The 26447-nt window shown below is 30.0% G+C and carries 19 protein-coding genes, 1 tRNA gene and 1 rRNA gene; 3 read left to right on the top strand and 18 right to left on the bottom strand.

The window, feature by feature from the left end; all coding sequences use genetic code 4:
* Positions 1-3: 3 nt before the first annotated feature.
* Positions 4-516: a hypothetical protein gene (locus AC0B4N_RS03385; RefSeq protein ID WP_465102446.1), complete on the bottom strand. Its 513-nt coding sequence runs from the start codon at positions 514-516 to the stop codon at positions 4-6.
* A 150-nt stretch (positions 517-666) separates the two neighbouring features.
* Between AC0B4N_RS03385 and AC0B4N_RS03390 the strand changes: the two genes are divergently transcribed.
* Positions 667-740: transfer RNA gene (locus AC0B4N_RS03390), tRNA-Trp, on the top strand.
* Between the two features lie 291 nt (positions 741-1031).
* Positions 1032-1619 (top strand): hypothetical protein, encoded by a 588-nt coding sequence (locus tag AC0B4N_RS03395; protein WP_465102447.1) that lies wholly within the window; start codon positions 1032-1034, stop codon positions 1617-1619.
* A gap of 120 nt (positions 1620-1739) precedes the next feature.
* Here the strand turns inward: AC0B4N_RS03395 and gpmI are convergent, their stop codons facing one another.
* From gpmI to glpO, 7 genes are all read right to left on the bottom strand, one after another.
* Positions 1740-3248 (bottom strand): 2,3-bisphosphoglycerate-independent phosphoglycerate mutase, encoded by a 1509-nt coding sequence (gpmI, locus tag AC0B4N_RS03400; RefSeq protein WP_465102448.1) that lies wholly within the window; start codon positions 3246-3248, stop codon positions 1740-1742.
* Between the two features lie 112 nt (positions 3249-3360).
* Entirely contained in the window at positions 3361-5118 is a 1758-nt protein-coding gene (locus tag AC0B4N_RS03405) for a hypothetical protein (RefSeq protein ID WP_465102449.1), read from the bottom strand.
* A gap of 164 nt (positions 5119-5282) precedes the next feature.
* Positions 5283-5678: a PTS sugar transporter subunit IIA domain-containing protein gene (locus tag AC0B4N_RS03410; RefSeq protein WP_465102450.1), complete on the bottom strand. Its 396-nt coding sequence runs from the start codon at positions 5676-5678 to the stop codon at positions 5283-5285.
* 3 nt (positions 5679-5681) lie between these two features.
* Entirely contained in the window at positions 5682-6293 is a 612-nt protein-coding gene (dhaL, locus tag AC0B4N_RS03415) for a dihydroxyacetone kinase subunit DhaL (RefSeq protein ID WP_465102451.1), read from the bottom strand.
* Between the two features lie 159 nt (positions 6294-6452).
* Complete coding sequence (locus tag AC0B4N_RS03420; protein WP_465102452.1) at positions 6453-7199, bottom strand: MIP/aquaporin family protein; 747 nt, start codon at positions 7197-7199, stop codon at positions 6453-6455.
* 8 nt (positions 7200-7207) lie between these two features.
* Positions 7208-8725, bottom strand: a complete 1518-nt coding sequence (gene glpK, locus AC0B4N_RS03425) for a glycerol kinase GlpK (protein WP_465102453.1) — start codon at positions 8723-8725, stop codon at positions 7208-7210.
* A gap of 9 nt (positions 8726-8734) precedes the next feature.
* On the bottom strand, positions 8735-9889 hold the full coding sequence (gene glpO / locus AC0B4N_RS03430) for a type 2 glycerol-3-phosphate oxidase (RefSeq protein ID WP_465102454.1): 1155 nt from the start codon (positions 9887-9889) through the stop codon (positions 8735-8737).
* A gap of 208 nt (positions 9890-10097) precedes the next feature.
* On the opposite strand from glpO, the gene AC0B4N_RS03435 reads away from it, so the two are divergent.
* A complete protein-coding gene (locus AC0B4N_RS03435; protein ID WP_465102455.1) occupies positions 10098-11282 on the top strand; it encodes an IS30 family transposase in 1185 nt (394 codons plus the stop codon).
* Between the two features lie 313 nt (positions 11283-11595).
* On the opposite strand, the gene rpmE is transcribed toward AC0B4N_RS03435, so the two are convergent.
* From rpmE to AC0B4N_RS03485, 10 genes are all read right to left on the bottom strand, one after another.
* A complete protein-coding gene (rpmE, locus tag AC0B4N_RS03440; protein WP_465101644.1) occupies positions 11596-11805 on the bottom strand; it encodes a 50S ribosomal protein L31 in 210 nt (69 codons plus the stop codon).
* A gap of 19 nt (positions 11806-11824) precedes the next feature.
* Positions 11825-12424, bottom strand: a complete 600-nt coding sequence (gene rpsD, locus AC0B4N_RS03445) for a 30S ribosomal protein S4 (protein ID WP_465101645.1) — start codon at positions 12422-12424, stop codon at positions 11825-11827.
* A 411-nt stretch (positions 12425-12835) separates the two neighbouring features.
* Complete coding sequence (locus AC0B4N_RS03450) at positions 12836-14020, bottom strand: IS30 family transposase (protein WP_465101920.1); 1185 nt, start codon at positions 14018-14020, stop codon at positions 12836-12838.
* Between the two features lie 516 nt (positions 14021-14536).
* Positions 14537-14971, bottom strand: a complete 435-nt coding sequence (locus AC0B4N_RS03455; RefSeq protein ID WP_465102456.1) for a hypothetical protein — start codon at positions 14969-14971, stop codon at positions 14537-14539.
* 372 nt (positions 14972-15343) lie between these two features.
* Positions 15344-16186, bottom strand: coding sequence for a hypothetical protein (locus tag AC0B4N_RS03460; RefSeq protein ID WP_465102457.1), 843 nt, complete (start codon positions 16184-16186; stop codon positions 15344-15346).
* Positions 16187-16280: 94 nt separating this feature from the next.
* A complete protein-coding gene (locus tag AC0B4N_RS03465) occupies positions 16281-16877 on the bottom strand; it encodes a hypothetical protein (protein ID WP_465102458.1) in 597 nt (198 codons plus the stop codon).
* Positions 16878-17038: 161 nt separating this feature from the next.
* On the bottom strand, positions 17039-18394 hold the full coding sequence (locus tag AC0B4N_RS03470; protein WP_465102459.1) for a hypothetical protein: 1356 nt from the start codon (positions 18392-18394) through the stop codon (positions 17039-17041).
* Positions 18395-19603: 1209 nt separating this feature from the next.
* On the bottom strand, positions 19604-20788 hold the full coding sequence (locus AC0B4N_RS03475; protein ID WP_465102460.1) for an IS30 family transposase: 1185 nt from the start codon (positions 20786-20788) through the stop codon (positions 19604-19606).
* Between the two features lie 485 nt (positions 20789-21273).
* Positions 21274-22455: an IS3 family transposase gene (locus AC0B4N_RS03480; RefSeq protein WP_465102461.1), complete on the bottom strand. Its 1182-nt coding sequence runs from the start codon at positions 22453-22455 to the stop codon at positions 21274-21276.
* Positions 22456-23296: 841 nt separating this feature from the next.
* Positions 23297-26186 (bottom strand): 23S ribosomal RNA (locus AC0B4N_RS03485).
* Between the last annotated feature and the right edge of the window lie 261 nt (positions 26187-26447).

A 26447-nucleotide genomic window follows, 5' to 3' on the forward strand; every position in this document is an offset into this window, starting at 1 on the left:
TAACTAAAATGTTAAATTTTGCTGTCCATGTTTATCTTGTGAAGTTTTCTTCTTTGATAATTTTGCTATTTTTCTTCCTCTTTTGGTTGCATGTATATTAAATAATCCTAATTGGTTGAATCTTCTTACCAAAGTTTTGTAAGAAATTTTTTGCCTTATAAAAGAACCATATTCTGAATAATAATAACTTTTAAACGAAAGTTGGTTATTTGTTAGAACGCTATTTAAAATAATTTCACATGTTTTTAAATAATCTTTAAACACTAATTCAATTTCTGAATCGGTAACTTTGCAACTTCTTTGTTGATTTTTATTTTTATGACTGATGTCAATTTCTCGATTACTTTTTATTATTTTTTTATATCTTTTCACAGTTGATACACTGAGCTTTGTAATTAAACTAAGTTGCGATAAAGATTTTTCAATATTAGTAGCAATTAATATGAGAGATTGCTGTTTTTTTAGTTCGTAGTTTGTTAAGTTTTTGTACTTATCTATGTTATGTTTGATTCTCATAAATAATTTATACCATATTTTAATTAAATTAGTTCACTTTCCATGGGATTTATATATGGACCTAAATAGTTGTCATTGGACAAATATCAAGCAGCAAATAAAATACTATTATTAAATTTATAATAATAGTATATAATTATATTACTAAACGGGGGTTTAGTATAATGGCAGTGCTACAGTCTCCAAAACTGCAAGTAAGGGTTCGATTCCTTTAACCCCCGCCATATAATACAATAAGTTTTTTATTCTTAATTTTAAAAAGATAGATTTAAATCTATCTTTTTTTATATTATTAACTCAAAGACCTAGTATCTTCAGCCCTTAGCGATTATGAATCATTAAATGCTGATAATAAAACAAAGCTTGCTAGTGAAAAACTATTATTAGAAAAATTAAGTGCCCAAGTTACTAAACTTGAAACTTTAAAAGCAGAAGTAACTAGTGCTTACCAAACTAGAATTTTAATCCAAGAGAAAAAACAAGAGTTTGAAACAAATGTTAATGACGATAAAACCTTGGATCAATATAATCAGCTTAACGATTCAATTGAACCTTACTTAACATCAATTTATGAAACTACCAAACAAAAAATAACTAGTGAGCTAGGAGATACAACCGAAGCTAAAGAATTATTAACTAAAGCTGAAGAAATTAATAAAAAACCAACTTGAAATGATCAGGAAATGAAAGATCTTGAAAAAGAGGTGGAGAAAGCTAAGGAAAAATCCGGGGAATTAAAAGATAAAAGAGACTTTATTGAGTCTGTATTAATAGCTAAACCTGAATTTGAATCAAATACTCAAGAATGGAAATTTAAGTTAGTTACTGATAATAACAAAATCCAGGAACTACAAAAAAAATATACACATTTTGAAATTCAAATTACAGCAGCAGATGGAGATATTTTAACTGAGACTAAACAAATCTTCAACTATAATGATTCTGCTTGAGGAATTAAAAATGAAGGAAGCGACTACGTCTTAAAAGTTAAAACAACTTTCACAAACACAAAGACAACTCTAGATCCAAAAAGCTGAACCATATCATTGCTTAACATTGATACTGGGGAAAAAGTTCTTTGAGATCACGGGCAAAAATCATAGATTAAATTCAACAAAAGCCGACATTTAAATGTCGGACTTTTTATATCTATAATATCATGTTCAACTATGAACTAAATTAATTTATTTGTTAAAAAAGATAGATTTTTAAAATCTATCTTTTTAATACTTAATTAATAGTGAATCCTGGTCCATTTCTTTAGGTTTTCTAATACCCATATAATCTAGAACTGTTGGGGCAACATTAGCCAAAATACCATTTTTTAGTTTAATGCTTTTATCACTACAAATTAACATAACGGGGCTGCTGGTATGTTTTGTAGCTGGATTGCCCTGTTCATCTTCTGTAATTTCAGCATTACCATGATCAGCTGTAATAAAAACAGTTACATTGTTTTTATTTGCTCATTCTAAGATACGAGCAAATTGACTATCTAAAAATTCAATAGCTTTAATAGTAGCCTGTAAATCGCCAGTATGACCAACCATATCAGGGTTTGCATAGTTCATAATCGTTAAATCATAATTTAAAGCATTTTCTAGCAGTTGATCAGTAATTCCTTCTGCTGACATATGGGGAGCTTTTGCATAAGATTCAACTTTTAAAGAATCGACCATAATACGCTTTGAGTTTTTAAACTCAATATCTTTTCCCCCATCCATAAAGAAAGTTACATGTGCATATTTTTGGGTTTCTGCAATTCTTAGCTGACTTTTATTTTCTAATTCTAAAACTTTTCCAATTGGCATTGGAATATCCATTTCACTAAAAGCAATTAATGTATCTAAGCCTTCATACTTCATCATTGAAGCAAATTTATTAATTTTTACTTGATTTGGCGCTTTAACATCATATAAGTTTGAATTAATAAATAAATGGGTTAGTTGACGTGCTCTGTCTGGTCTAAAATTAAAGAAAATAATTGAGTCATAATCTTTAACAAAATAATCTTGGTTTAAAGTTTGGTTAATAGCTGGAATAAAGAATTCATCAGAGATCTCTTGTTTATATTGATCTTGAACATAAGTTACAGGATCAATATAACTTACTTTTGCATTTCCCAAAATAGCATCATAAGCTTGAAATACTCTATCAAACATTTTATCTCGATCCATAGCATAAAATCTACCAGAAATTGATGCTATTTTATAACCATATTTATCACAAATTAATTGTAATTTGCTTAATGATTCTTTAATTGAGCGAGGTGCTACATCCCTACCGTCACCAAAGACATGAACTGAGACTTTTTTAAGTCCATAATTATATGCAGCATGTAATAACTCAAATAAATGATCTTCTAATGAGTGAACGCCACCAGGTGATAATAATCCCATTAAATGTAATGTGGTATTGTTTTTCAAAACATCTTGAAAAACATCAACAAATGCTTTAGTGTCTTTGTAAGTTCCATCAGCTAAAGCTTTTTTAATTAATGATAGTCCGGTATAAACAATAGTACCGGCACCAATATTTAAATGACCTACTTCAGAATTACCCATTTGACCTTCAGGTAACCCCACGGCCTCTCCTGAAGCTTGAATAATAGAATTAGGGTAAGTTGTAAAGAGATGGTCAAATGTTGGGGTCTTAGCTAGCGCAAAGCCATTGCCTTGGGTTTGTTTTCTAAGACCTAAACCATCAATAACAATTAAAACAATTTTTTTCAAATTTCTCCTTGATAATATAAATTTTAAATAATTTACATTATACTAAAAAAATAAAAATATGATTAAAAATAACGGGCTAAATCCGTTATTTTAGAAAATTTATTAGCGTATCTTATGAAGCAGCAGCAGCTCCTGGTTGGTCTGATTTAGTTTCTGGATTATGAGTTATAACTTCGTATAGATACTCTTTGTCATTTTCGTCTTTAAAGTAAATAGTGGCAGTGAACTGAGCATTAGTAGCATTAGTAGCATTAGTAGATTCATTTCTTTCTGTACCATTTTTACTTTTATTAGTTTCTGAACTTTTTGGAATACTACTTTCAGTTTTTTGATTTTTATCCTCTTTTCATTTTCCTAAATCTACTTTAGTACCCGATCTAATCTTAAGTCTTTCTACTAAATCATCACTTTCCCATTTCGGACTTTTAATTGATTGTGTAGTCTCTTGAACGAATTCTTCATTATTTTGATTTATAACTACTTTTACTTTAACAAATTTATTTGCAAATTCATTAATTTTTGATCCATCAGTTCCATAATTTAGATAAAATAGAATTTCATTTTTATGTTGATCAATTGTTGGTTTTTTAAGCATAACATCTTGAATTAGTTTATACTCTTGACTATTTTGTTTTTCCTTAGCTTTCTCCACCTCTTTTTCAAGATCTTTCATTTCCTGATCATTTCAAGTTGGTTTTTTATTAATTTCTTCAGCTTTAGTTAATAATTCTTTAGCTTCGGTTGTATCTCCTAGCTCACTAGTTATTTTTTGTTTGGTAGTTTCATAAATTGATGTTAAGTAAGGTTCAATTGAATCGTTAAGCTGATTATATTGATCCAAGGTTTTATCGTCATTAACATTTGTTTCAAACTCTTGTTTTTTCTCTTGGATTAAAATTCTAGTTTGGTAAGCACTAGTTACTTCTGCTTTTAAAGTTTCAAGTTTAGTAACTTGGGCACTTAATTTTTCTAATAATAGTTTTTCACTAGCAAGCTTTGTTTTATTATCAGCATTTAATGATTCATAATCGCTAAGGGCTGAAGATACTAGGTCTTTGAGTTTTAAAATTAAACCTTCTTCAGTTTCTTTTAAAATAACACTGTGATCTTCGCGATATTTAGTTTCTTGTTCTAAAGTTGCAATTTGGGTTTTTAATTCTTGCAACCTGGTATGTTCGTTTGTTAACATACTTTTAATTGATGCTGCGAAACCATCATATCAATTAATTGCAAAATCCACTTCGTTTTTATCGCTAATTGCAACGTTTGCTTTTGTTTTAGCAAGTATTTTAGCATTAACTCTTTTGAATTCATCAGCTTCATTAGTATATGCTTGGCTCTTATTTTGTTCAGTTTCTAATTCTCTAATTTTTGCTGATAAATCATCTAACTTAGTTTTTTCAGCAGCTAATTTAGTTGTAGCATCAGAAACTTCGCCTAAGATAGAATAATACGCTGTATATCCTGCTTCAACAAGGCTACGATCAGCAACAGTAACATTAGATTTAGTTTTAGCTAAAATTGTTTTATGAGTTGCTCTAAAAGATTCTAATTTCTTTAAATCAGCCATTTGGTATTTTAATTGATCTAACTTAACTTTTTCACTAACCAAGTTAGCTTGGTTCTCTGGTGATAAAGATGCAAATGCTGATAAAGCTGCATTAAGAGCTGATTCATCATTTGTTGTTAAGGAACTTACAGTTTTACTTAAAATTAAATTGTTATTTACTGTAAATTGTTGTTCAGGTTGTGGGTTTGTTTGGGTATTAGTTTTATTTGTGCTAGTAACCGCAATAATAGTTGCAGTAGTTACTACTGCTGCACCTAAGGCAAGCCCACCACCTAATAATATTCATTGTTTTTTTGTCATTTGTACTCCTGTTTACTTTTAAAGTATTTAAATTTATTAAGATTTTTCAAACTAACATATAAATTATATTAAAATTTTTTAAAACAAAAAAAAAAAAAATAAAGCCAAAAAGCAAAAAATAGAAAAATAAACATCAAATTTAGTTATGATGTTTATTTTTTATATTATTTAGCTAATGGTTCATGTGAAGCTTGAACTATTTCATCAAAACCTGCACCAGAATTAGCTAAAACATATGCTCCAAAGGTATTTTCCACAAATGCTCCTTTAGCAACATGAATCTTTTTATCTGGCAAAAGCATTGCTATTGACTCAGCGCCCAAAGTAGCTGAACCAAGGTCAGAAAAAATAAAAATTTCCTCAAATTTTGGATTAACTTGAATTAATTCATAAATTTGCATTGGTTCTGTACCTAATTCTTGGCCATTATTTACACCACCCAATGCTTCAATTTTAACAAACTCGCTGTTAAGAGGCAACATCTTAGTTAAATATTCAGCTAGTGTTAATGCTAATTTTTGATAATGACTAATTAAAATAAATAATTTAGCTTTAGCCATACTTTAAAGTTCCCTTACAAAGTTTTTTAAAATAATTGCTGTGGTGTATGCACCAGGATCAATAGATCCTGTTGAATGACCTTTTAAATAAGCAGCTCTTCCCCGCGAAGCAACCATATCTTTAGTTGCTTCAACAAGGTTTTCTAAGTATGCTAATAAGTCAGTTCTTAGCTTTGAATTAAAATCATTATATTCAAATACTTTTATGCTAAAAGGTCTTCAAATATCATACATTGTTTTATCATTTAATTTTACTTTTCCTAAAGTTTCTAAAGTATTTGCAAAGCTTTTTGTAAAGTTTTTAAATGCATCTCATGAAATAACTTCTAAGTTGGCAAAAGCTTTCGAAGCATTTAAAAATGACATTCCATATAAAGGACCACTTGCGCCGCCCACCTTTGTCATTAACATTTTACCAAGGCTAGCAAAGTAGCTTTCTAAAGTTTGATTGCTTGCATCAAGTTCGATGCAAGCATCAAAACCTCTTAAAATATTAGATCCATGGTCCCCATCGCCTGTTACTAGATCTAATTGTGTAATATAATCTAATTGATCAGTCAATTCTTGGTGAATTGACTTAATGATCATTTTTGCTTTAGATAAATTTATCTTCAAAATTTAACCTCTGTTCTATCATATAAGTAATAACTTTCACGTATAGACTTTATGCCTTAAAATTTAAATTTTTATAAATAAAAGACATTGATTTTTCCTCTAAACATGAATAAATTTGTGCAGGGTAAAATGCACAAATTTAATTTTATCTTATTTTTGTTAAACTGCAAGCGCAATTGCACCAATTAATATTCCACCAAGCATTGGCGCTGCAACTGGTACTCATGAGTATGATCAGTTAGCTCCAACATGTTCTTTTTTACGTGGTGCTAAGACTGTTTTTTCCATTAATAAATAAACAATTCTAGGTCCTAAGTCCCTAGCTGGGTTAATTGCATAACCTGTTGATGATCCAAGTGACATTCCAATTACCATAACTAATAATGCAACAGGTAATGGACCTTGAGCTCATCCAAAAGTAATAAGGTTCTTGCTTCCTAAAGCTAAAATAACACCAACTAATAAAAGTGTTCCAACTAATTCATATGCAAAGTTAAAGATAGCCGCTTTTTCTTTGAAATTGTCATAAGCTGGACCAGTGCAGTGAGCTCCCCGTACTGAACCAAGGTCAGTTTCTTGAATGTGTTTTCAATTTATAAAGTTAAGAATGATTTGTCCAACCATTGCACCTAAAATTTGCAATGGAATATAAGCTAGTTCTTTGGCATTTTTAAAACTATTTGAAACTAGCGAAAAGATTGTCACCGCTGGGTTTAAATGAGCAGGACCACCCATTGCAACGCCAACGGTAGCCGCAACAAGCACTGCTAAACCTCATGCAAGTGCAATAACGATTCATTTTCCTGGTTGATTAGCAAACATGCGTTTCCCTGAAACGCTGTACACTACACCATTACCAAGAATAATAAGAAGCATTGTTCCAATAAATTCTGATAAATATAACATACATTTTCCTATTCTAAATCTTTAGTTCAATTTAAAGTTTTCTTAACAGATAATTCTCATCCTTTAAGGAGATTATCTGTTTCTTGTTTGGTTAAATTAGGTTCAAAAACCCTATCAGGTTGGTTAAGTTTTTTAACTTCTTCAATACTCTTTCAATACCCCACAGCTAAACCAGCAAGGTATGAAGCACCTAGTCCAGTAGTTTCAGTATTTGAAGGTCTTTCTACTTTTACATTCGAAATAGATGCTTGGAATTGCATTAAGTAATTTGATTTTGATGCTCCACCATCTACTTTTAATTGAATAATTGGTTTACCTAAATCTTTTTGCATTGCTTGAATTAAATCATTTGATTGGTAAGCAATTGAATCAAGCGTTGCTTTAACTAAATGTTCACGTTTAGTTCCACGTTCTAAACCAAAAATAGCTCCACGTGAATTTGAATCTCAATATGGTGCACCAAGCCCTGTAAATGAAGGCACTACATAAACTCTTTGATCATCGTTTACTAATGAGGCAAAGAAATCTGATTCAGCTGAATTATAAATTATTCTAATTGAATCTCTTAATCATTGAATTGCTGCTCCAGCAATAAAAACTGAACCTTCTAATGCATAAACTGTTGGCTGATTACCAAGTTTTCAAGCAATAGTTGTTAATAATTTATTTTGTGATTTAATAGCAGTAGTACCGGTATTTACTAATGTAAAACATCCTGTTCCATAAGTATTTTTTACCATTCCTACTTCCGTGCACATTTGACCAAATAAAGCTGATTGTTGATCACCAGCTACACCGGTAATTGGTACTTCACCAAGCGCTTTATTTGATCATAAAGTTGGGGTTACAATTCCATAGTGTTCTGACGAAGATTTTACTTCTGGTAAGATTGATTTAGGAATTTCAAAAAGATCTAAAATTTCTTGATCTCAATCTAGAGTATGAATATTGTATAGCATGGTTCTTGAGGCATTTGAAACATCTGTGGCATGTACTTTTCCATCAGTTAATTTTCAGATTAATCAAGTATCTATGGTACCTGCTAATAGTTTTCCTTCAGCTAATTTTTCCTTAGCTTCAGGCACATTTTGTAAAATTCATCTAATTTTTGTACCACTAAAGTAAGGGTTAATAATTAGTCCTGTTTTATCTGTGATTTTTTGAGCTCACTCAGTGTCTAATAATGTCTCACAATAATCACTTGTACGACGGTCTTGCCATACAATTGCATTGTATACTGGTAAACCTGTTTCTTTATCTCATAAAACTACAGTTTCACGTTGGTTGGTGATGCCAAGGGCAACGATGTCATGAGATTTAATTTTTGCTTTATGCTTTGCAGATTGCATAGTTGAAAGTTGCACATTCCAAATTTGAAGTGGGTCATGTTCTACTCACCCAGATTTTGGAAAATGTTGATCAAATTCAACTTGGCTACTTGCCACAATTTGCCCTTGGTGATTAATTACAAGTGTACGACATGATGTCGTTCCTGAATCAAGTGTAATAACGTATTTATTGTTCATTTAAACTCCTTAAAATTGAATTTTAAATTTTGGATTATAGTTTGGGTTTTTTTCTAAGATAATTCCTGCTTCTTGAACTAATTTCACTATTTCGAGTGCAATGGCAGGAGCAGAGGCAATAGCTGGTGATTGCATTCCAGCAGCATTAATAAACTTTTTATTATCTTTCGCTGACCTAATTACAAAATCATTAGTTTCAACGTCAATTGGCCTTGAGCCAGCTAATGTAAGCTCAGTTTTGTCAATTCGTAAACTTGGAATTATTTCAGTACCAATTTGACCAATATAATCAAATTTTTCTTTAGTTACAAGTCTCGTTTCATCTTTTGGTACATTTTCTTGTGCAGTAGGACCTACTAAGATTCTGCCATCTAACATAGGAGCAACGATTACTCCCTTTCCGTGGATAGTTGGCACTTTAAAGCAAATTGATTTAACAATACCTGCTTCACTTCGGCTTAAAATTCGATATTCTCCGCGGCGGGTTTTTTGTTTAAAATCTCCATATCCTGCTTTTTCAGCCAATACATCAGCATAATGTCCTGCTGCATTAACCACAACATCAGATCTTAATATTGTTCCATTTTTTAATGTTATAGTAAATTCATCATTTTGATATTGAATATTAACTACTTCAGAATTTTTACTTAAAGTTGTTCCATTTTGCTCACTAGCTCCTAAAAAAGCATAACTAGCTCTAACTGGATCAATTGCCCAAGAACTAGTGCAAAGTAAGGCACCAACTACTTTAGGATTAACATTAGGTTCACGTCTTAATACTTCATCTCTATCAATTATTTTTAAATATTCTTGTGGAACTTTATTAGTTAAACCTCTTTCATACAGCATATGAACGTGTTGCATTTCTTCTTCGTTAAAGGCTAAAATTAATGAATCAGCTTGTACTCTTGGAAATTCTAAGTCCTTAAAGATTTTTTCACGTCAAAGCTGGTTTCCTAAAACATTTAAACGAGCTTCAAGTTTGTGTGGTTCAGGATCAAAGCCACCATGAATTGCTCCAGAATTACCTTTTGATGTTTCGTCCGCAAAAAGCGGATTTCTTTCTAGTAAAATGGTTTTGAGTTTATATTGTGATAGTTCATAAGCAATCACTGATCCAATAATTCCTCCACCAATAATAACTATGTCATATTTTTGTTGCATATATCTCCATATAATTTAAAATATTTAAAATAGGTGTATGTATGTTAGTTATGATTAATTGAAATTCGAATACATACAATTAAATTATATTTATTAATTGGAAATGTCACATGCAAGTTTTTTTGCATGTGACATTGTTTTTGTCTGCCTTGTAATAAAATAGTTGTATTAATAATTTTTCAAAAAATAAAGGAGACCTTAAAATTATATGAAAAATTTAGAAAAATATATTTGTGTTTTTGACAAATATCGAAAAGAAAATAAATATCAACATTTTAAAATTGAAGAGAATTACAACACTATCTTGAAAATGCAAGGAGCTCTTGGGACACAACGAAAATTACGATCAGATCAAATCGATCTAGAACAACTTTATAATATTTTACAAGAACTTTCTGAAGGCTTCTCAATCCAAGAAGTCGCCAAGATTTTTGATAGAGACATTCGAAGTATAAAAAGCAAAATCGAAATTATTACAAATCGCAGACCACTTAGTTTAGATAAACAAAATCGTTATGTTTGTCCTAAGTGTTCAAAAAGAGTAATGCGGGTTAAAACCCTTAATTTTACTAAACTATACGAACATTTATTAGGCTATTCATTTTCGCGACTCTTTTTTGTAAGTGATGCAATTAAAGAGAAATGAAAGGCCTACAGAAAATATTGGTATAGTGAACTTAATACATACAATAAAAATAGAAATAAAAAGAATTTGCAGCAAAAAGAAGTTAAGAAATCAGTTACCTATCTTGTAAATTCTTTTAAAAAATTATCCCCTGATGAATTTGCTCCTTCACCTAGTTCAATTTATAAAATAATCAAAAAATACCCTTATTTCCTTGACTTTGACCATATTGTTAAAAAATCTGAAGGCAAATATGGCATAAGGAAGAACAAGCAAACCAAACCTAAAACATTAAAATATGCTACAGAAATTTCAAAGCGTCCAGCTTATATTAATGATCGCTCTGAACACGGCCATTTTGAATTAGACACCGTTATTGGTAAAATCAATGATACATATTGTATTGTGACGATAATTGAACGGCAAACCAGAATGTCTTATGCTATGCTCTCAAAACGCAACTCCAAAGCTATAAAACAAACTCTTGTCAAACTAATCAAGAAACATAACTTAGACATTAAAACTTTAACAGTTGATAATGGTAGTGAAAATGTCTTATTGCACGAGGTAATTCCAACTGAAAGATTATTTAAATGCCAACCATATAGTTCATGACAAAAAGGTTCAATAGAAAATATGCACCGCTTAATTAGGTATTACATTCCCAAAGGAAAAAGCTTAGATAAATACTCTCAGCAAGAAATTGATTATATGATGGAAAAAATAAATAACTATCGGCAAGTTGTAAGGCAATATAAGATAACCTAAAAACTTTTTTAATCCCCCGCCTTTGATTGCAATCAAAGGGGCCTTACTTTTGGCAAAAGTAAGCAAAACCAACGAGAAAACACTGCCGCGTTTTCTGTTTTCGCATACATTTTTTTATCTAAAAATTATGTTAAAATTAAAAGACAATTATTTTGTTAACATCTCGCAAGTGACTTTTCCAAAAAACAATTAAATTATATTAGGTTTATGAGAAAATTTAGTATTTTAATATATTCTCTTGATATTGTAAATAAAACTATTTGTATTTTAATTAGAAACGTTAAAATAAAAAACTAGCTTATGCTAGTTTATATTATTTAGACATTTTTTGTAAACGTCTGTTAAATTTATCAATTCTTCCGGTAGCTTTTACTTGGGTTCTATTTCCAGTAAAGACTGCATGACATCCTGAACAAACATCAACTGAAAAGTTTTTTCTAACTGATTTAAAAGTAAATTTAGTAGCACATGTTGAACAAGCAATTTGAACTTCGTGATATTCTGGGTGAAGATTTTTTTTCATTAGATTCCTTACTTAGTTATTATTTAGAATAGAACTCAACAATCAAGGCATCTTTAATTTCTTGATGAATTTCAGTTCTTTCTGGTAATCTATCTAATTTAAACACAAAGTCTTTTCTTGTTAATCAAGCAGCTGCTTGATTAGTTGCCAATGATTCTGTAATTTGCTTGTTGTTACGTGATTTTTCTTTTAACTCAATTGAATCACCAAGTGAAACTAAAATTGATGGAATGTTAGCCTTTTTTCCATTTAAAGTAAAGTGTCCATGGTTAACTAATTGACGAGCTTGTCTTCTAGTTGAAGCAAATCCTGCTCTGTAAACTAAATTATCTAAACGAACTTCTAAAAGTTGAAGTAAGTTAGTACCTGTAACACCTTTTAATTTAATAGCTTTTTGGAAGGTTTTACGCAATTGTTTTTCGCTTACACCAAATAAATGTTTAACTTTTTGTTTTTCATATAAGTGTAATCCGTAATCTGATAATTTAACTCTTTTATTCCCGTGTTGTCCAGGAGCATATGTTCTTTTCTTACCTTTAGCAAATTCTTTGCCACTTTCAAGGATAGAAAAACCTAAACGACGAGATTTTTTAAATACAGGTCCTGTATATCTTGACATATTTATTCCTCTTTTCTTATTGTGCACTATTTTAAGAGGGCTTATTTCTATCTTAAATTAATTTTAACTTAATGTGTTCAATTAAATTCAGCTTCTTTACTAACAAAATAAAAACGTTAAAATTAGGTTTACCCTTAAGCTATAATAAGCTGCTGTTATAATGCTTTGCTATTATAACATAATTTATAGTTTATGTAAATATTTCTAATATGTTTTTTTTATTTCTTTTTTGGAAAAGTCACTTGCGAGATATTAACAAAATAATTGTCTTTTAATTTTAACATAATTTTTATATAAAAAAATGTATGAGAAAACAGAAAACACGGCAGTGTTTTCTCGGCGGTTTTGCTTACTTTTGTCAAAAGTAAGGCCCCTTTGATTGCAATCAAAGGCGGGGGATTTAAAAAATTTTTAGGTTATCTTATATTGCCGTACAACTTGTCGGTAGTTATTTATTTTATCCATCATATAATCAATTTCTTGCTGAGAGTATTTATCTAAGCTTTTTCCTTTGGGAATGTAATACCTAATTAAGCGGTGCATATTTTCTATTGAACCTTTTTGTCATGAACTATATGGTTGGCATTTAAATAATCTTTCAGTTGGAATGACCTGGTGCAATAATACATTCTCACTACCATTATCAACAGTTAAAGTTTTAATGTCTAAGTTATGTTTCTTGATTAGTTTGACAAGAGTTTGTTTGATAGCTTTGGAGTTGCGTTTTGAGAGCATAGCATAAGACATTCTGGTTTGCCGTTCAATTATGGTTACAATACAATATGTATCATTGATTTTACCAATAACGGTGTCTAATTCAAAATGGCCGTGTTCAGAGCGATCATTAATATAAGCTGGACGTTTTGAAATTTCTGTAGCATATTTTAATGTTTTAGGTTTGGTTTGTTTTTGCTTCCTTATGCCATATTTGCCTTCAGATTTTTTAACAATATGGTCAAAATCAAGGAAATAAGGGTATTTTTTAATTATTTTATAAATTGTACTAGGCGAAGGAGCAAATTCATCAGGGGATAATTTTTTAAAAGAATTAACAAGATAGGTAACTGATTTCTTAACTTCTTTTTGCTGCAAATTCTTTTTGTTTCTATTTTTATTGTATGTATTAAGTTCACTATACCAATATTTTCTGTAGGCCTTTCATTTCTCTTTAATTGCATCACTTACAAAAAAGAGTCGCGAAAATGAATAACCTAATAAATGTTCGTATAGTTTAGTAAAATTAAGGGTTTTAACACGCATTACTCTTTTTGAGCACTTAGGACAAACATAGCGATTTTGTTTATCTAAACTAAGTAGTCTGCGATTTGTAATAATTTGGATTTTACTTTTTATACTTCGAATGTCTCTATCAAAAATCTTGGCTACTTCTTGGATTGAGAAGCCTTCAGAAAGTTCTTGTAAAATATTATAAAGTTGTTCTAGATCTATTTGGTCTGATCTTAATTTTCGATGCGACTCAAGAGCTCCTTGCATTTTCAAGATAGTGTTGTAATTCTCTTCGATTTTAAAATGTTGATATTTATTTTCTTTTCGATATTTGTCAAAAACACAAATATATTTTTCTAAATTTTTCATATAATTTTAAAGTCTCCTTTCATTTTTTTAAAATTTATTAATACAACTATTTTATTACAAGGCAGACAAAAACAATGTCACATGCAAAAAACTTGCATGTGACATTTCCAATTAATATGTTTTTTTTATTGTGTTTTTTGTACCAAAAGTTATTTCAAAATATAGCATTTAAAGCAATGATGAATATTACAATACTTTGGTCATATTAAAGCATTCCCACTATGTATAAAACTTTTTTATTTTTAAGATTTTCTTTCTAAATAACTCCTTATTTTATTTCGTGAACGTTGCATTTTATGACAAAAATGTTATGTATCTTGCTAATGTCCATTAAGTTATTATAAATATTAGTTTGTCCTTCAATATACTAGATTCAGTTAGCAAATTATTCTGAATTAAATATCAATATTTAAAAGTATTGTTGATACTAAAAAAGAGGTAACAAAAAAGTCAACATTGTCATGTTGACTTTTTGGAGCTTTTATTATCTATTATTTTACTTTTATATCTACGATATTACTTTAAAAGTTCAGCTATTAAATTATTTTCTATTTTTTTAAAATTAAGTTTAATATCATCATAAGGTAGAATATTCAGAAAATAAATATATTGCTCTTGGTTATCAAAAATTTCTTTATCATAGTTCATAGGTTCGAATTTTTGTAAAAATATAAGCGAAGATTCTGTTGCTGATGAGATGAAGAATCTTATTGGTTTTTTAAAGTTAGTTGTATTTCCAAAACTATCAAAACTTATTTTTTTATTATCATTATATAGAGTGTTTAAGTTTTGCCACTCTTGCACCTTTTTAAGGCTAAGTTTTTCAAGCTTAGTAAAATACCAAATAGTTTTAAAGTAAAACAATAACCCACTAAGTGTAATACAAAAACAAAATAAATAAATAAAAATCATTAAGACATAAGGGTATGATAATTCTCCTAATATATTCATTAAATAATCAGTAAAACCAAGAAAAAAAATTGAAAGAATAAGATAAAAAGCCAAACATAAAGTAAAAGCTATAGCATATAACTTAGTTCTTAAAAAATATTTGTTATAAATCCTTATGATGATTTCAAAAAAACCATCTTCTAATTTAATCTCGTTTTTTATGTAATATTCAGCTGTTTTTCCTTTTACAAGAAATAAAAAATTACCATGAAAAATTTGTAGTTTATAAAACTTTTTAACAAAAAAAATAAATCATGTCTGGAAACAAAGCCATATTAATAAAACAAAAATTCATGTAATAAAAAACGTTGTGTAAAACATAATTTCCTTATTCTTATTAATAAAATACTAGTCATATTTTATTAACTAAATTTAACATATTTTACCAGCTGAATCTTCACCCTTTATAATTCAAAAAGGTTTTTGGCTTGTTTTATCTTTATAAATACTATTTCACGGCAATAATAATTTAAAATAAGATCATTCTTCTGGATTTTTAAAAATTGATTTATTATATGTTTTTCAATTCGTTTCAAATCTAATACTTTTGTTATTATTATCTTTATAAATTATTTTTTTGTGTTGCTCAAGGTCTATTTTCATCATATTAAATAAATTAATTATATTACGAGATTCATCAAAATTTTTGTTTTGCTCTTTTCACTCATTTATAATGCTTTGAATATTTTGACTACCAATGATTAAAGGATTAGTATGATATTTAGCTATAATAAAAGACAAAGAAATATAAGTAAATGTAGATGGGAAAAATATTAGTAATTTAATGGTATAAAAGTCATGCGTTACAGTTAAATTTAAAATCAGCGGAATCATAGCAAAAAAGAAAATTATTACAAATAATCCTGTAGGTCTAAATCTCTCACGTCATTCTTTGGTATATGTTATTGTATTTTCATAATTTTTCACTAGCAATTCCATCTTATCAAAAAATTCATCATTAATTTTTATTTTATTTTGTATAAAAAAATTTTTAGTTTTTCCATTTAAAATATTATGAATATAAATTAATGGTAAATTTTGTTTTTTTCGTATAGTTTGTTTTAAATAAGCGTAAATGATTGTTAAAGTAAAAAGTACTACAATAATTAATATAAGATACCATAAAGGCGGGTTATTTATAAAATTAAGAAAGTCATATGAATTAAGGTTGTTAAAACCCTCTTTATGCATTTTAAATATTTTTTTTGTGAACATTATCCCCCTTTTATTTATTATAGCAAATTTAGTTATAACTATAGATAATATTAAAACTATACGTAAAATTTTACATATAGTTTTAAAATATAAATTAAAGCTCTTTAATAAAATTATGTGTAGTTTTTTTAAAATTGATTTTAAACACATTATAAGGTAAGATTAAAATGAAATATAAGTATTTTTCAGGTGTATCAAAGATTTCTTTATCAGTTTTTTCATAATCTATTTTTGCATTTACATATATTAATGGTCGTTTAATGTTCGTAATTTTATACTTTTTAAAATCTTTACATTTTTTATTATAAAGTGCCCTTAATTCCTCTTGGGTAATATAATTATTATCTGTAAATTCCTTATTTTTTAATCTCCAATTATCAATGTTATCTCATTTAGCAAGTACTATTATTTTGTATTTTGAATAAATAACAGCAATATTTAACATAAATAAAAAAAAGAAAATATGGCTAATCAAATAAACAGGCATCCCGTAAAAGACTGACACACCAAGTGTTGGAAAAATATAAAAAAATACACGAGAAAATAAGGGTATCGAAACTCAAAAAATAATTGATAATCAGAAAATATGATTCCATGCCCGTGCTTTTTTTTGAAAATCTAATCCATACTTATCATGGATATCTTTCAAAGCGCTAAAAAACCAATCGTCAAGCTTTATTTTGTTTTCCAAAAAATAATTTTGAGTTTCTTCAAAACTTATAAAAACTAAATTATAAAAAACTAAACCTAACTTATTAACACGCTTTTTATAAATATTTAAAAATATATACCATAAAAATCCAAGTAAAAGCAAAATTAAATATGTAATTGTAAGTCCAATGGTTATCATTATTAACCTAGATTATCCTTTAAGGTTTTATTACTATATTTGCTACGAATATATTCATATGTATATGTTTTGTTATTTTTAGTAACAGTGCGCTTAACTTTGATAAGGTTATACATATCTAATTCATATTTACTCATCTCAAGCATTTCTTTACGTGTGAAGATTTTACCATCAATTAAACGTTTAAAAAGTTTGTTTGTACCTCCAGTTCCACCATCTTTATACGATTTATTTTGCAAAGATTCAGAAATAACTACAATTTTATTTAATTTCTTAAATTCAGCTCATTCTTTTTTATTTTGATTTTGTAAATTTTGGATATTAGAAATATCTCTGTATATATTAGATAATTCTTTATCGGTTTCTAATAAACTATAAATTGAATTAGATAAGGATTGCGCATCATATATAAAGCTAACTAATGATAAATATTTTGTGGTTGTTTTAGATATTTCAAGATGTACCAAACCAATTGATTTTAAAAGATCATTACCGAATAAAACACCATTGAAAACACCTTGAGCAACATCCGGTGCATGATTCAACAAGCTTGTGCTTTTTATGGATTCAAGAGCTCCTAGAGCTTGTTTTGTGCTATTATTTTTATTGATAAAATGGTCTTTCCCTAGTTTTAAACCTAATATTACTGCACTAATAGCTAAACTAAGTCCTGCAAAGGGTCAAAAGAAAATTGCTGCGAAGCTTGAAATTACTGTAGCAGTTGCTAATGCTACAATTGCAATATCGATATTTTTAATAATTTCTTGAGTTTCTTTTAAGTTTTTAGTTAAATCTTCCTTATGTTTAAGTGTGTCATAAGTTTTTTGTAACATGATATGGAGCAATTTTGATGTTTGTAAATCTTTAATTTCAACATCATTATTAACATATCATTGTTTCTCAGTGTTAACCTGGGTGGGAATTTTGTGCTTTGGTTTATTATCACTTACGTTCCTTTCTCGTTTTTTATTATCCAAAGTCCCGTATCTATCATCTATAAATATTGGATGAGATAAAACCTTAAGTTTTATCGCATTAATATTTATTTTTGTTTTAGACAAATCTATATTATTTATAATATTTAATATTTGTCTGTTCCTTTGTCTATCCTCATCGGTGAATTCATTTTTGGCTAAAATTTGTTTTAATTCTATAGGATTTTTTAGTGTTTGTTGCAAGGTGGTAATATCCAATTTAGATATTCTGACTTTGGAAAGTTCAATTCTTTTCAAAATATCGTCTTGCGCAGTCTTTTCATAAATATTAACTGTATTTTGGTTTGTATTGCTTATAGCCGTGGGCGCACCCATTGCTTGAATAACTTCGAAAGAATTAATAAAATGTTTTTTTAGTTTCATATTATTGGCTCCTTACTCTTCTTGTTTTTATAAAGTTTGTCAAATGGTAATATAATTAAAAAGTTAAGAAATTCTTCTTGCGATTTAAAAATTTCAGTATCGTAATTGCTTATATCCTTATATAGTTTTATCTTTTTATTTTTTGTTGTCAAATCTTTTAAATATAAATTTTGTTAATTTCTACATAGGTTAATATAATGATCAGCGAATTTATTATGAAAATCATTGCTGCTAGGAAGTTCTCTATTTAATAATCACCATTCTTGAATTATTTTTTGACTCTTATAACTTGAAATGAGCCACTTATTATTATTAGTTTTATAAATAATAAATACAGAAATAATTATACATATTTGCACAGTTAAGGTGAAGATAATATGAATTATATAATAATCACTAGTTACAGCCCATCAAATATATCAATTAAAAAAGTACATAAAAAGATGATAAAGGTATAACAAAATTGATCAAATGTTTATTTTTTTCTTTCAAATACTATTCTGAAGATATTTATCATATTTTGAAACCAATAAAAGCATAAAATTAAAGTAATCTTCTTTTATTTTAAGTTTGTTAGTCGTAAAAAATTTCATAGTGGATCCATTTAACAAATTATATATATGAACAAAAGGAATCTTTTGTTTTTTCATAGTTTTTTTCCTTTCATTCATATAAAAAAATTGAATAACAAAAAGTAATAGAACCATAATTATTAATATTACGTAATAATATTTATATATTATTAATAAATTTGGGTCATTTAATGAATTATCCAAGAAATATCATTTTAAAGAATCTGGTTCAAAATTTTGCAAGTTATAGCTCCTATCCAAAAATAATTTTAAAATTGTACAATATAAATACATTAACACAATTAAAGTATTTATCTAAAAATTCAGCCATTTTAATATTTATCTATGATCTAATAATAAAATATCTATTTACTAGTTTAAAAAGTAAAAAAATAATAATATTAATATTATATAAAATAATTTCTTTTATTTCTACTATTATAATATTGTGTTTTTTGGAAAAGTCACTTGCGAGATGTTAACAAAATAATTGTCTTTTAATTTTAACATAATTTTTAGATAAAAAAATGTATGCGAAAACAGAAAACGCGGCAGTGTTTTCTCGTTGGTTTTGCTTACTTTTGCCAAAAGTAAGGCCCCTTTGATTGCAATCAAAGGCGGGGGATTAAAAAAGTTTTTAGGTTATCTTATATTGCCTTACAACTTGCCGATAGTTATTTATTTTTTCCATCATATAATCAATTTCTTGCTGAGAGTATTTATCTAAGCTTTTTCCTTTGGGAATGTAATACCTAATTAAGCGGTGCATATTTTCTATTGAACCTTTTTGTCATGAACTATATGGTTGGCATTTAAATAATCTTTCAGTTGGAATTACCTCGTGCAATAAGACATTTTCACTACCATTATCAACTGTTAAAGTTTTAATGTCTAAGTTATGTTTCTTGATTAGTTTGACAAGAGTTTGTTTTATAGCTTTGGAGTTGCGTTTTGAGAGCATAGCATAAGACATTCTGGTTTGCCGTTCAATTATCGTCACAATACAATATGTATCATTGATTTTACCAATAACGGTGTCTAATTCAAAATGGCCGTGTTCAGAGCGATCATTAATATAAGCTGGACGTTTTGAAATTTCTGTAGCATATTTTAATGTTTTAGGTTTGGTTTGCTTTTTCTTCCTTATGCCATATTTGCCTTCAGATTTTTTAACAATATGGTCAAAGTCAAGGAAATAAGGGTATTTTTTGATTATTTTATAAATTGAACTAGGTGAAGGAGCAAATTCATCAGGGGATAATTTTTTAAAAGAATTTACAAGATAGGTAACTGATTTCTTAACTTCTTTTTGCTGCAAATTCTTTTTATTTCTATTTTTATTGTATGTATTAAGTTCACTATACCAATATTTTCTGTAGGCCTTTCATTTCTCTTTAATTGCATCACTTACAAAAAAGAGTCGCGAAAATGAATAGCCTAATAAATGTTCGTATAGTTTAGTAAAATTAAGGGTTTTAACCCGCATTACTCTTTTTGAACACTTAGGACAAACATAACGATTTTGTTTATCTAAACTAAGTGGTCTGCGATTTGTAATAATTTCGATTTTGCTTTTTATACTTCGAATGTCTCTATCAAAAATCTTGGCGACTTCTTGGATTGAGAAGCCTTCAGAAAGTTCTTGTAAAATATTATAAAGTTGTTCTAGATCGATTTGATCTGATCGTAATTTTCGTTGTGTCCCAAGAGCTCCTTGCATTTTCAAGATAGTGTTGTAATTCTCTTCAATTTTAAAATGTTGATATTTATTTTCTTTTCGATATTTGTCAAAAACACAAATATATTTTTCTAAATTTTTCATATAATTTTAAGGTCTCCTTTATTTTTTGAAAAATTATTAATACAACTATTTTATTACAAGGCAGACAAAAACAATGTCACATGCAAAAAAACTTGCATGTGACATTTCCAATTAATACATAAAAAAATTTTTGATCAAGGGAAATTGAGTTTTTTGTCCAATGACAACTATTTAGGCCCATATATAAATCCCACCGAAAGTGAACTAATTTAATTAAAATATGGTATAAATTATTTATGAGAATCAAACATAACATAGATAAGTACAAAAACTTAACAAACTACGAACTAAAAAAAACAGCAATCTCTCATATTAATTGCTACTAATATTGAAAAATCTTTATCTCAACTTAGTTTAATTACAAACCTTAGTGTATCAACTGTAAAAAGATATAAAAAAATAATAAAAAGTAATCAAGAAAAATAGACAGGGAAAAAATATTCGGACAAATAAACATGGACAGCAAAATTTAACATTTTAGTTATTTATAATTCCATAGCAAATTGCTGTGGAGTTTTTCAGTTTAAGTTTGATTGAATTCGGTCATTGTTGTACCAAATTACATATTCTTGTATCATATCATTAAGTTCATTAAATGTTATTTTTGAATAATCTAAATCATTTAATAATTCAGTTTTAATGACTCCAAACCAATATTCAATTTCTCGATTATCAAGAGAATTTCCCGCTCTTGATAGCGAAATAATCCCACCAAGATTTTTAACTTCTTTAATATATTGATGATGTGTATATTGAAAGCCATGATCTGAGTGAATGATAAAATTTTTGGGTTTGTATTGTTTTAATGAATTTAAATTGTCTAAAACTAGTTCTAGATTATTACTTCTTGATAATTTAAAACCAACAATTTGTTTAGTTTTATGAGACAAAATTGCAGACAAATAAACGTGTGATTCTAACACGTCTTTTGGCGCTTTTATATATGAAACATCAGTTGCATAAATATTTCGATTGTTTTGATCATTATAATCACGATTTACGAAGTTATCAATCTGAGTAGATAGATTTTTAATTTCTTTTCGTTTTGATTTTTGTCTAAGCTTACATTTTAGGCCTAAAAGGTTCATATATCTCCCTAATGAACGTTCGTTTATATCTATTTTGTATTTTTTAGATATGTAAACACTTAGTTTTAACCTTCCATATCTTGACTTTGTTTCTGCGAACGATTTTTCGATTACATCACTATATTTAGGGAGTTTTTGTGCAATTTTAATATTTTGAGTTTTAGAAATTGTTTGTCTAGAAATGCCAAAAACTTCTGCAAGCTTAACATAACTTATACTAAAACTTTTAGATTCAATAACTTTCTTACTTTTAGGTAATTCGTTGGTAATTTCATAATATCTTTTAGCTATTTGTAACAAATCATCACGATCAAAAATATCTCAATTTGGTTCTCTTTTCGTCTTAGGTTTGCCGCTTCCTTTTTTACGGCTTTCACCTTTCTTTGTCTGCAATAAGTCTTCCATACCTAAATTATAATACTTAATTATTTTATTAATTCTAACTTTTACACTATTTCTTTGTAAGTTTTTTGTTTCTGGTGATATTTGGTAAATAGCTTGGAAAGCACCTGGGAAACCTGATTTTTGATATTCTTCATATATTTTTGCAAATTCTTCTTTCTTTAAATGTCTTGACATAATTTATCCTTTCAAAAAAAATTCTTCGTTGGTACCAACGAATGGTAACAGAAAAGCTAACATGTAAATGTTAACTTTTCTGTCCGGCTTTGAAAATCCGAATATTTTTTCCCTGTCTATAATTTTAATATTTTTTATAAAAAAGAGAATAATAAAAATAGAAAACACGGGCACGTGTTTTCTGGAAGTTTTGCTTACTTTTTAAAAAGTAAGGCTCCCTTGATTGCAATCAAGGGCGGGGGGGTTTAAAAATCTTTTTGTTTCATTTTGAAATTTTATAGTTAATTTAATAATATACATAATTATGTCTTGATTTTTTAGACAGTAAAAACATGAAAAAATATATAAATTTTTCAATTTAGTTGCCAAAGAAGAAAAAAATTTTTTTTCTTTGTTTTTTCGTTATCTTTTTTTGCAACAAAGGAATTCATAATATAAATCAAAAATAAAAAAATGATTAACCCCAACAGTCTGGGCAAAAAATTAAAAAAGTAGTGCAAAAAAGTAGTTATTCTACATTTTTTATCAAGGGAAATTGAGTTTTTGAAAAATCACATGCGAGATATTAAGAAAACAATTATCTTTTAATTTTTACATAAAAAATGTATATCAAAACAGAAAATGCAGCAGTTTTATAGTGACCCATAAAATTGCACTAAAATTAATTTAAGGATTGATCCTATATCCTAAATTTGTTAGTCCATTTAATAAAATATTTTAGTTTAACAAGCAAATTAAATTTTTAACCTTAAACAAAAAAAACTCCCCTGAGGGGAGTTTTTACTTATTCTCTGAAAACTGAACAGTAAAGTAATTTATTAAAATGTCATGAATACATTTAACTTTTAAACCTATCAATTTATTAGTAATGGTCAGCTGAATGTATTACTACACTTACACTTCCATCCTATCAACCTCGTAGTCTACAAGGAATTTCAAGGGAATACTTATCTTTGAGGAGGCTTCCCACTTAGATGCTTTCAGCGGTTATCCCTTCCGTACTTAGCTACCCAGCTATGCTCCTGGCGGAACAACTGGAACACCAGCGGTACGTCCACTCCGGTCCTCTCGTACTAAGAGCAGCTCTCATCAATATTCCAACGCCCACATCAGATAGGGACCGAACTGTCTCACGACGTTCTGAACCCAGCTCGCGTACCGCTTTAATTGGCGAACAGCCAAACCCTTGGAACCGACTCCAGCTCCAGGATGCGATGAGCCGACATCGAGGTGCCAAACCTTGCCGTCGATGTGATCTCTTGGGCAAGATAAGCCTGTTATCCCCAGGGTAACTTTTATCCGTTGAGCGACTGCCGTTCCATGACGTACAGCCGGATCACTAAGTCCTGCTTTCGCACCTGCTCGACTTGTAGGTCTCGCAGTCAAGCACACTTCTACCTTTGCGCTCTACATACGGTTTCTGACCGTATTGAGTGTACCTTTGAACGCCTCCGTTACCTTTTAGGAGGCGACCGCCCCAGTCAAACTACCCACCACGCACTGTCTCCCCGCCGGATAACGGCGGCAGGTTAGAAACTCAACATACCAAGGGTGGTATTTCAAGGTTGACTCCTTCAAGGCTAGCGCCTTGATCTCACTGTCTCCCACCTATCCTACACATGTTAGGCCAAGTTTCAATACGAAGTTGTAGTAAAGCTCCATGGGGTCTTTTCGTCTTGATGCGGGTACCCAGCGTTTTCACTGGGACCATAATTTCACCGAGTCCAATGTTGAGACAGTTGAGAGATCATTGCGCCTTTCGTGCAGGTCAGTATTTAGCCGACAAGGAATTTCGCTACCTTAGGACCGTTATAGTTACGGCCGCCGTTCACCCGGGCTTCATTTCAACGCTTCGCATTAAGCTAACGCATCCACTTAACCTTCGGGCACTGGGCAGGCTTCACCCCCTATACATCACCTTGCGGTTTAGCAGAGAGCTGTGTTTTTGATAAACAGTTGCCCCTCACAATTTACTGTGGCCAACGGTTTAATGTTGGCACCCCTTATCGCGAACTTACGGGGTTAATTTGCAGAGTTCCTTAACATTGGTTTTCTCGCTCGCCTTAGAATACTCATCTTGGGAACGTGTGTCCGTTCTCGGTACAGGTACCCTGTTATTTAAACGTTTAGAAGCTTTTCTTGGAAGTATGAAATCACACAATTCAGGCCAAAGCCTTATGCATCGTAGCTCCCAGTTATAGAATACGCATTTAACTATATTCACCAGTCACTACTTACCCCTAAATCCATTAATAGGTAGTGCTATCCTTCTCCGTCACTCCATCACTATAACAAGGCAGTACAGGAATATTAACCTGTTATCCATCAGATACGCTTTTCAGCCTCTCCTTAGGTCCTGACTAACCCTGGGTGGACGAACCTTCCCCAGGAAACCTTTCCCAATAGGCGTCGTAGATTCTCACTACGAATCGTTACTCATACCGGCATTCTCACTTCTTAACGCTCCACCAGTCCTCACGGTCTGACTTCGTTGCATTAAGAACGCTCCTCTAACGTACTTACGTACCCGTGGCTTCGGTATTATGTTTTACTCCCGTTACATTATTGGCGCAAGATCTCTTGACTAGTGAGCTATTACGCACTCTTTAAAGGGTGGCTGCTTCTAAGCCAACCTCCTAGTTGTTTATGAAATCTCACAACCTTTCTGACTTAACATAATTTTGGGACCTTAGCCGACGATCTGGGTTGTTGCCCTCGCGAGCCGGGACGTTAGCACCCCGGTTCCGACTGCATGACAATACACAATGGTATTCGGAGTTTGATTATAGTCAGTACCGCTAGGCGCGGCCATTCCATATTCAGTGCTCTACCACCAAAGTTTAACATCACACGCTAGCCCTAAAGCTATTTCGAGGAGAACCAGCTATCTCCAAGTTCGATTGGAATTTCTCCGCTATTCACAAGTCATCCGGGCACTTTTCAGCGTACTACGGTTCGGCCCTCCACTTGGTATTACCCAAGCTTCAGCCTGCTCATGAATAGATCACCTGGTTTCGGGTATATGTCAACATACTAAACGCCCTATTAAGACTCGATTTCTCTGCGGCTCCGCTTTTTTCCGCTTAACCTCGCATGTTAACATAACTCGCCGGTCCATACTGCAAGATGTACGCCATCAGCCATTAACGGCCTCTGACTAATTGTAAGTAAGTGGTTTCAGAATCTATTTCACTCCCCTCCCGGGGTTCTTTTCACCTTTCCCTCACGGTACTAGTTCACTATCGGTGTCTGGTTAGTATTTAGCCTTACCGGATGGTCCCGGCAGATTCAGACAGGGTTTCACGTGCCCCGCCCTACTCAGGATGCTATCAAAAGTTTTTGCTATTTCGCATACGGGAGTATCACCCTCTATGCTAAAGTTTCCCAACTTTTTCTGCTATAACAAAAATTTGTAACTTTATGTAGATAGTCCTACAACCCCACCCTAAGGTGGTTTGGGCTCTTCCACTTTCGCTCGCCGCTACTAATGGAATCATATTTTATTTTCTTTTCCTGTTGCTACTAAGATGTTTCAGTTCACAACGTGTCTCGCAATCAAGACTATTTTATTCATCTTGAAGCAGTTAGACATTACTCTAACTAGGTTTCCCCATTCGGAAATCCCCGTATCGTAGCTCATATCCAGCTCCACGAGGCTTATCGCAGGTAATCACGTCCTTCATCGACTTCCAGACCCAAGGCATCCACCACTCACTCTTACTTATTTAAAAGTTCAATATTTACCTATTGTTGTTGATGTATTCAAAGACATTTTAATAAATTATTTATAAAATAATTACTCGGTTATCCAAAACAAATTGACTAATTTATTTTTTGATGTCGTTGTTATATTAATTTATCTTTACTATTCAGTTTTCAAAGAACAAAATGAGAGAAGTTCTCTCAAAACTAGATATACATGTTGGGTTATCTCAACCATGACATTAAATAAGAAATGATAACCATATCATAAATTGGTAATTGTTACTAAA

The organism is Mycoplasma sp. 13536, from assembly GCF_055523495.1.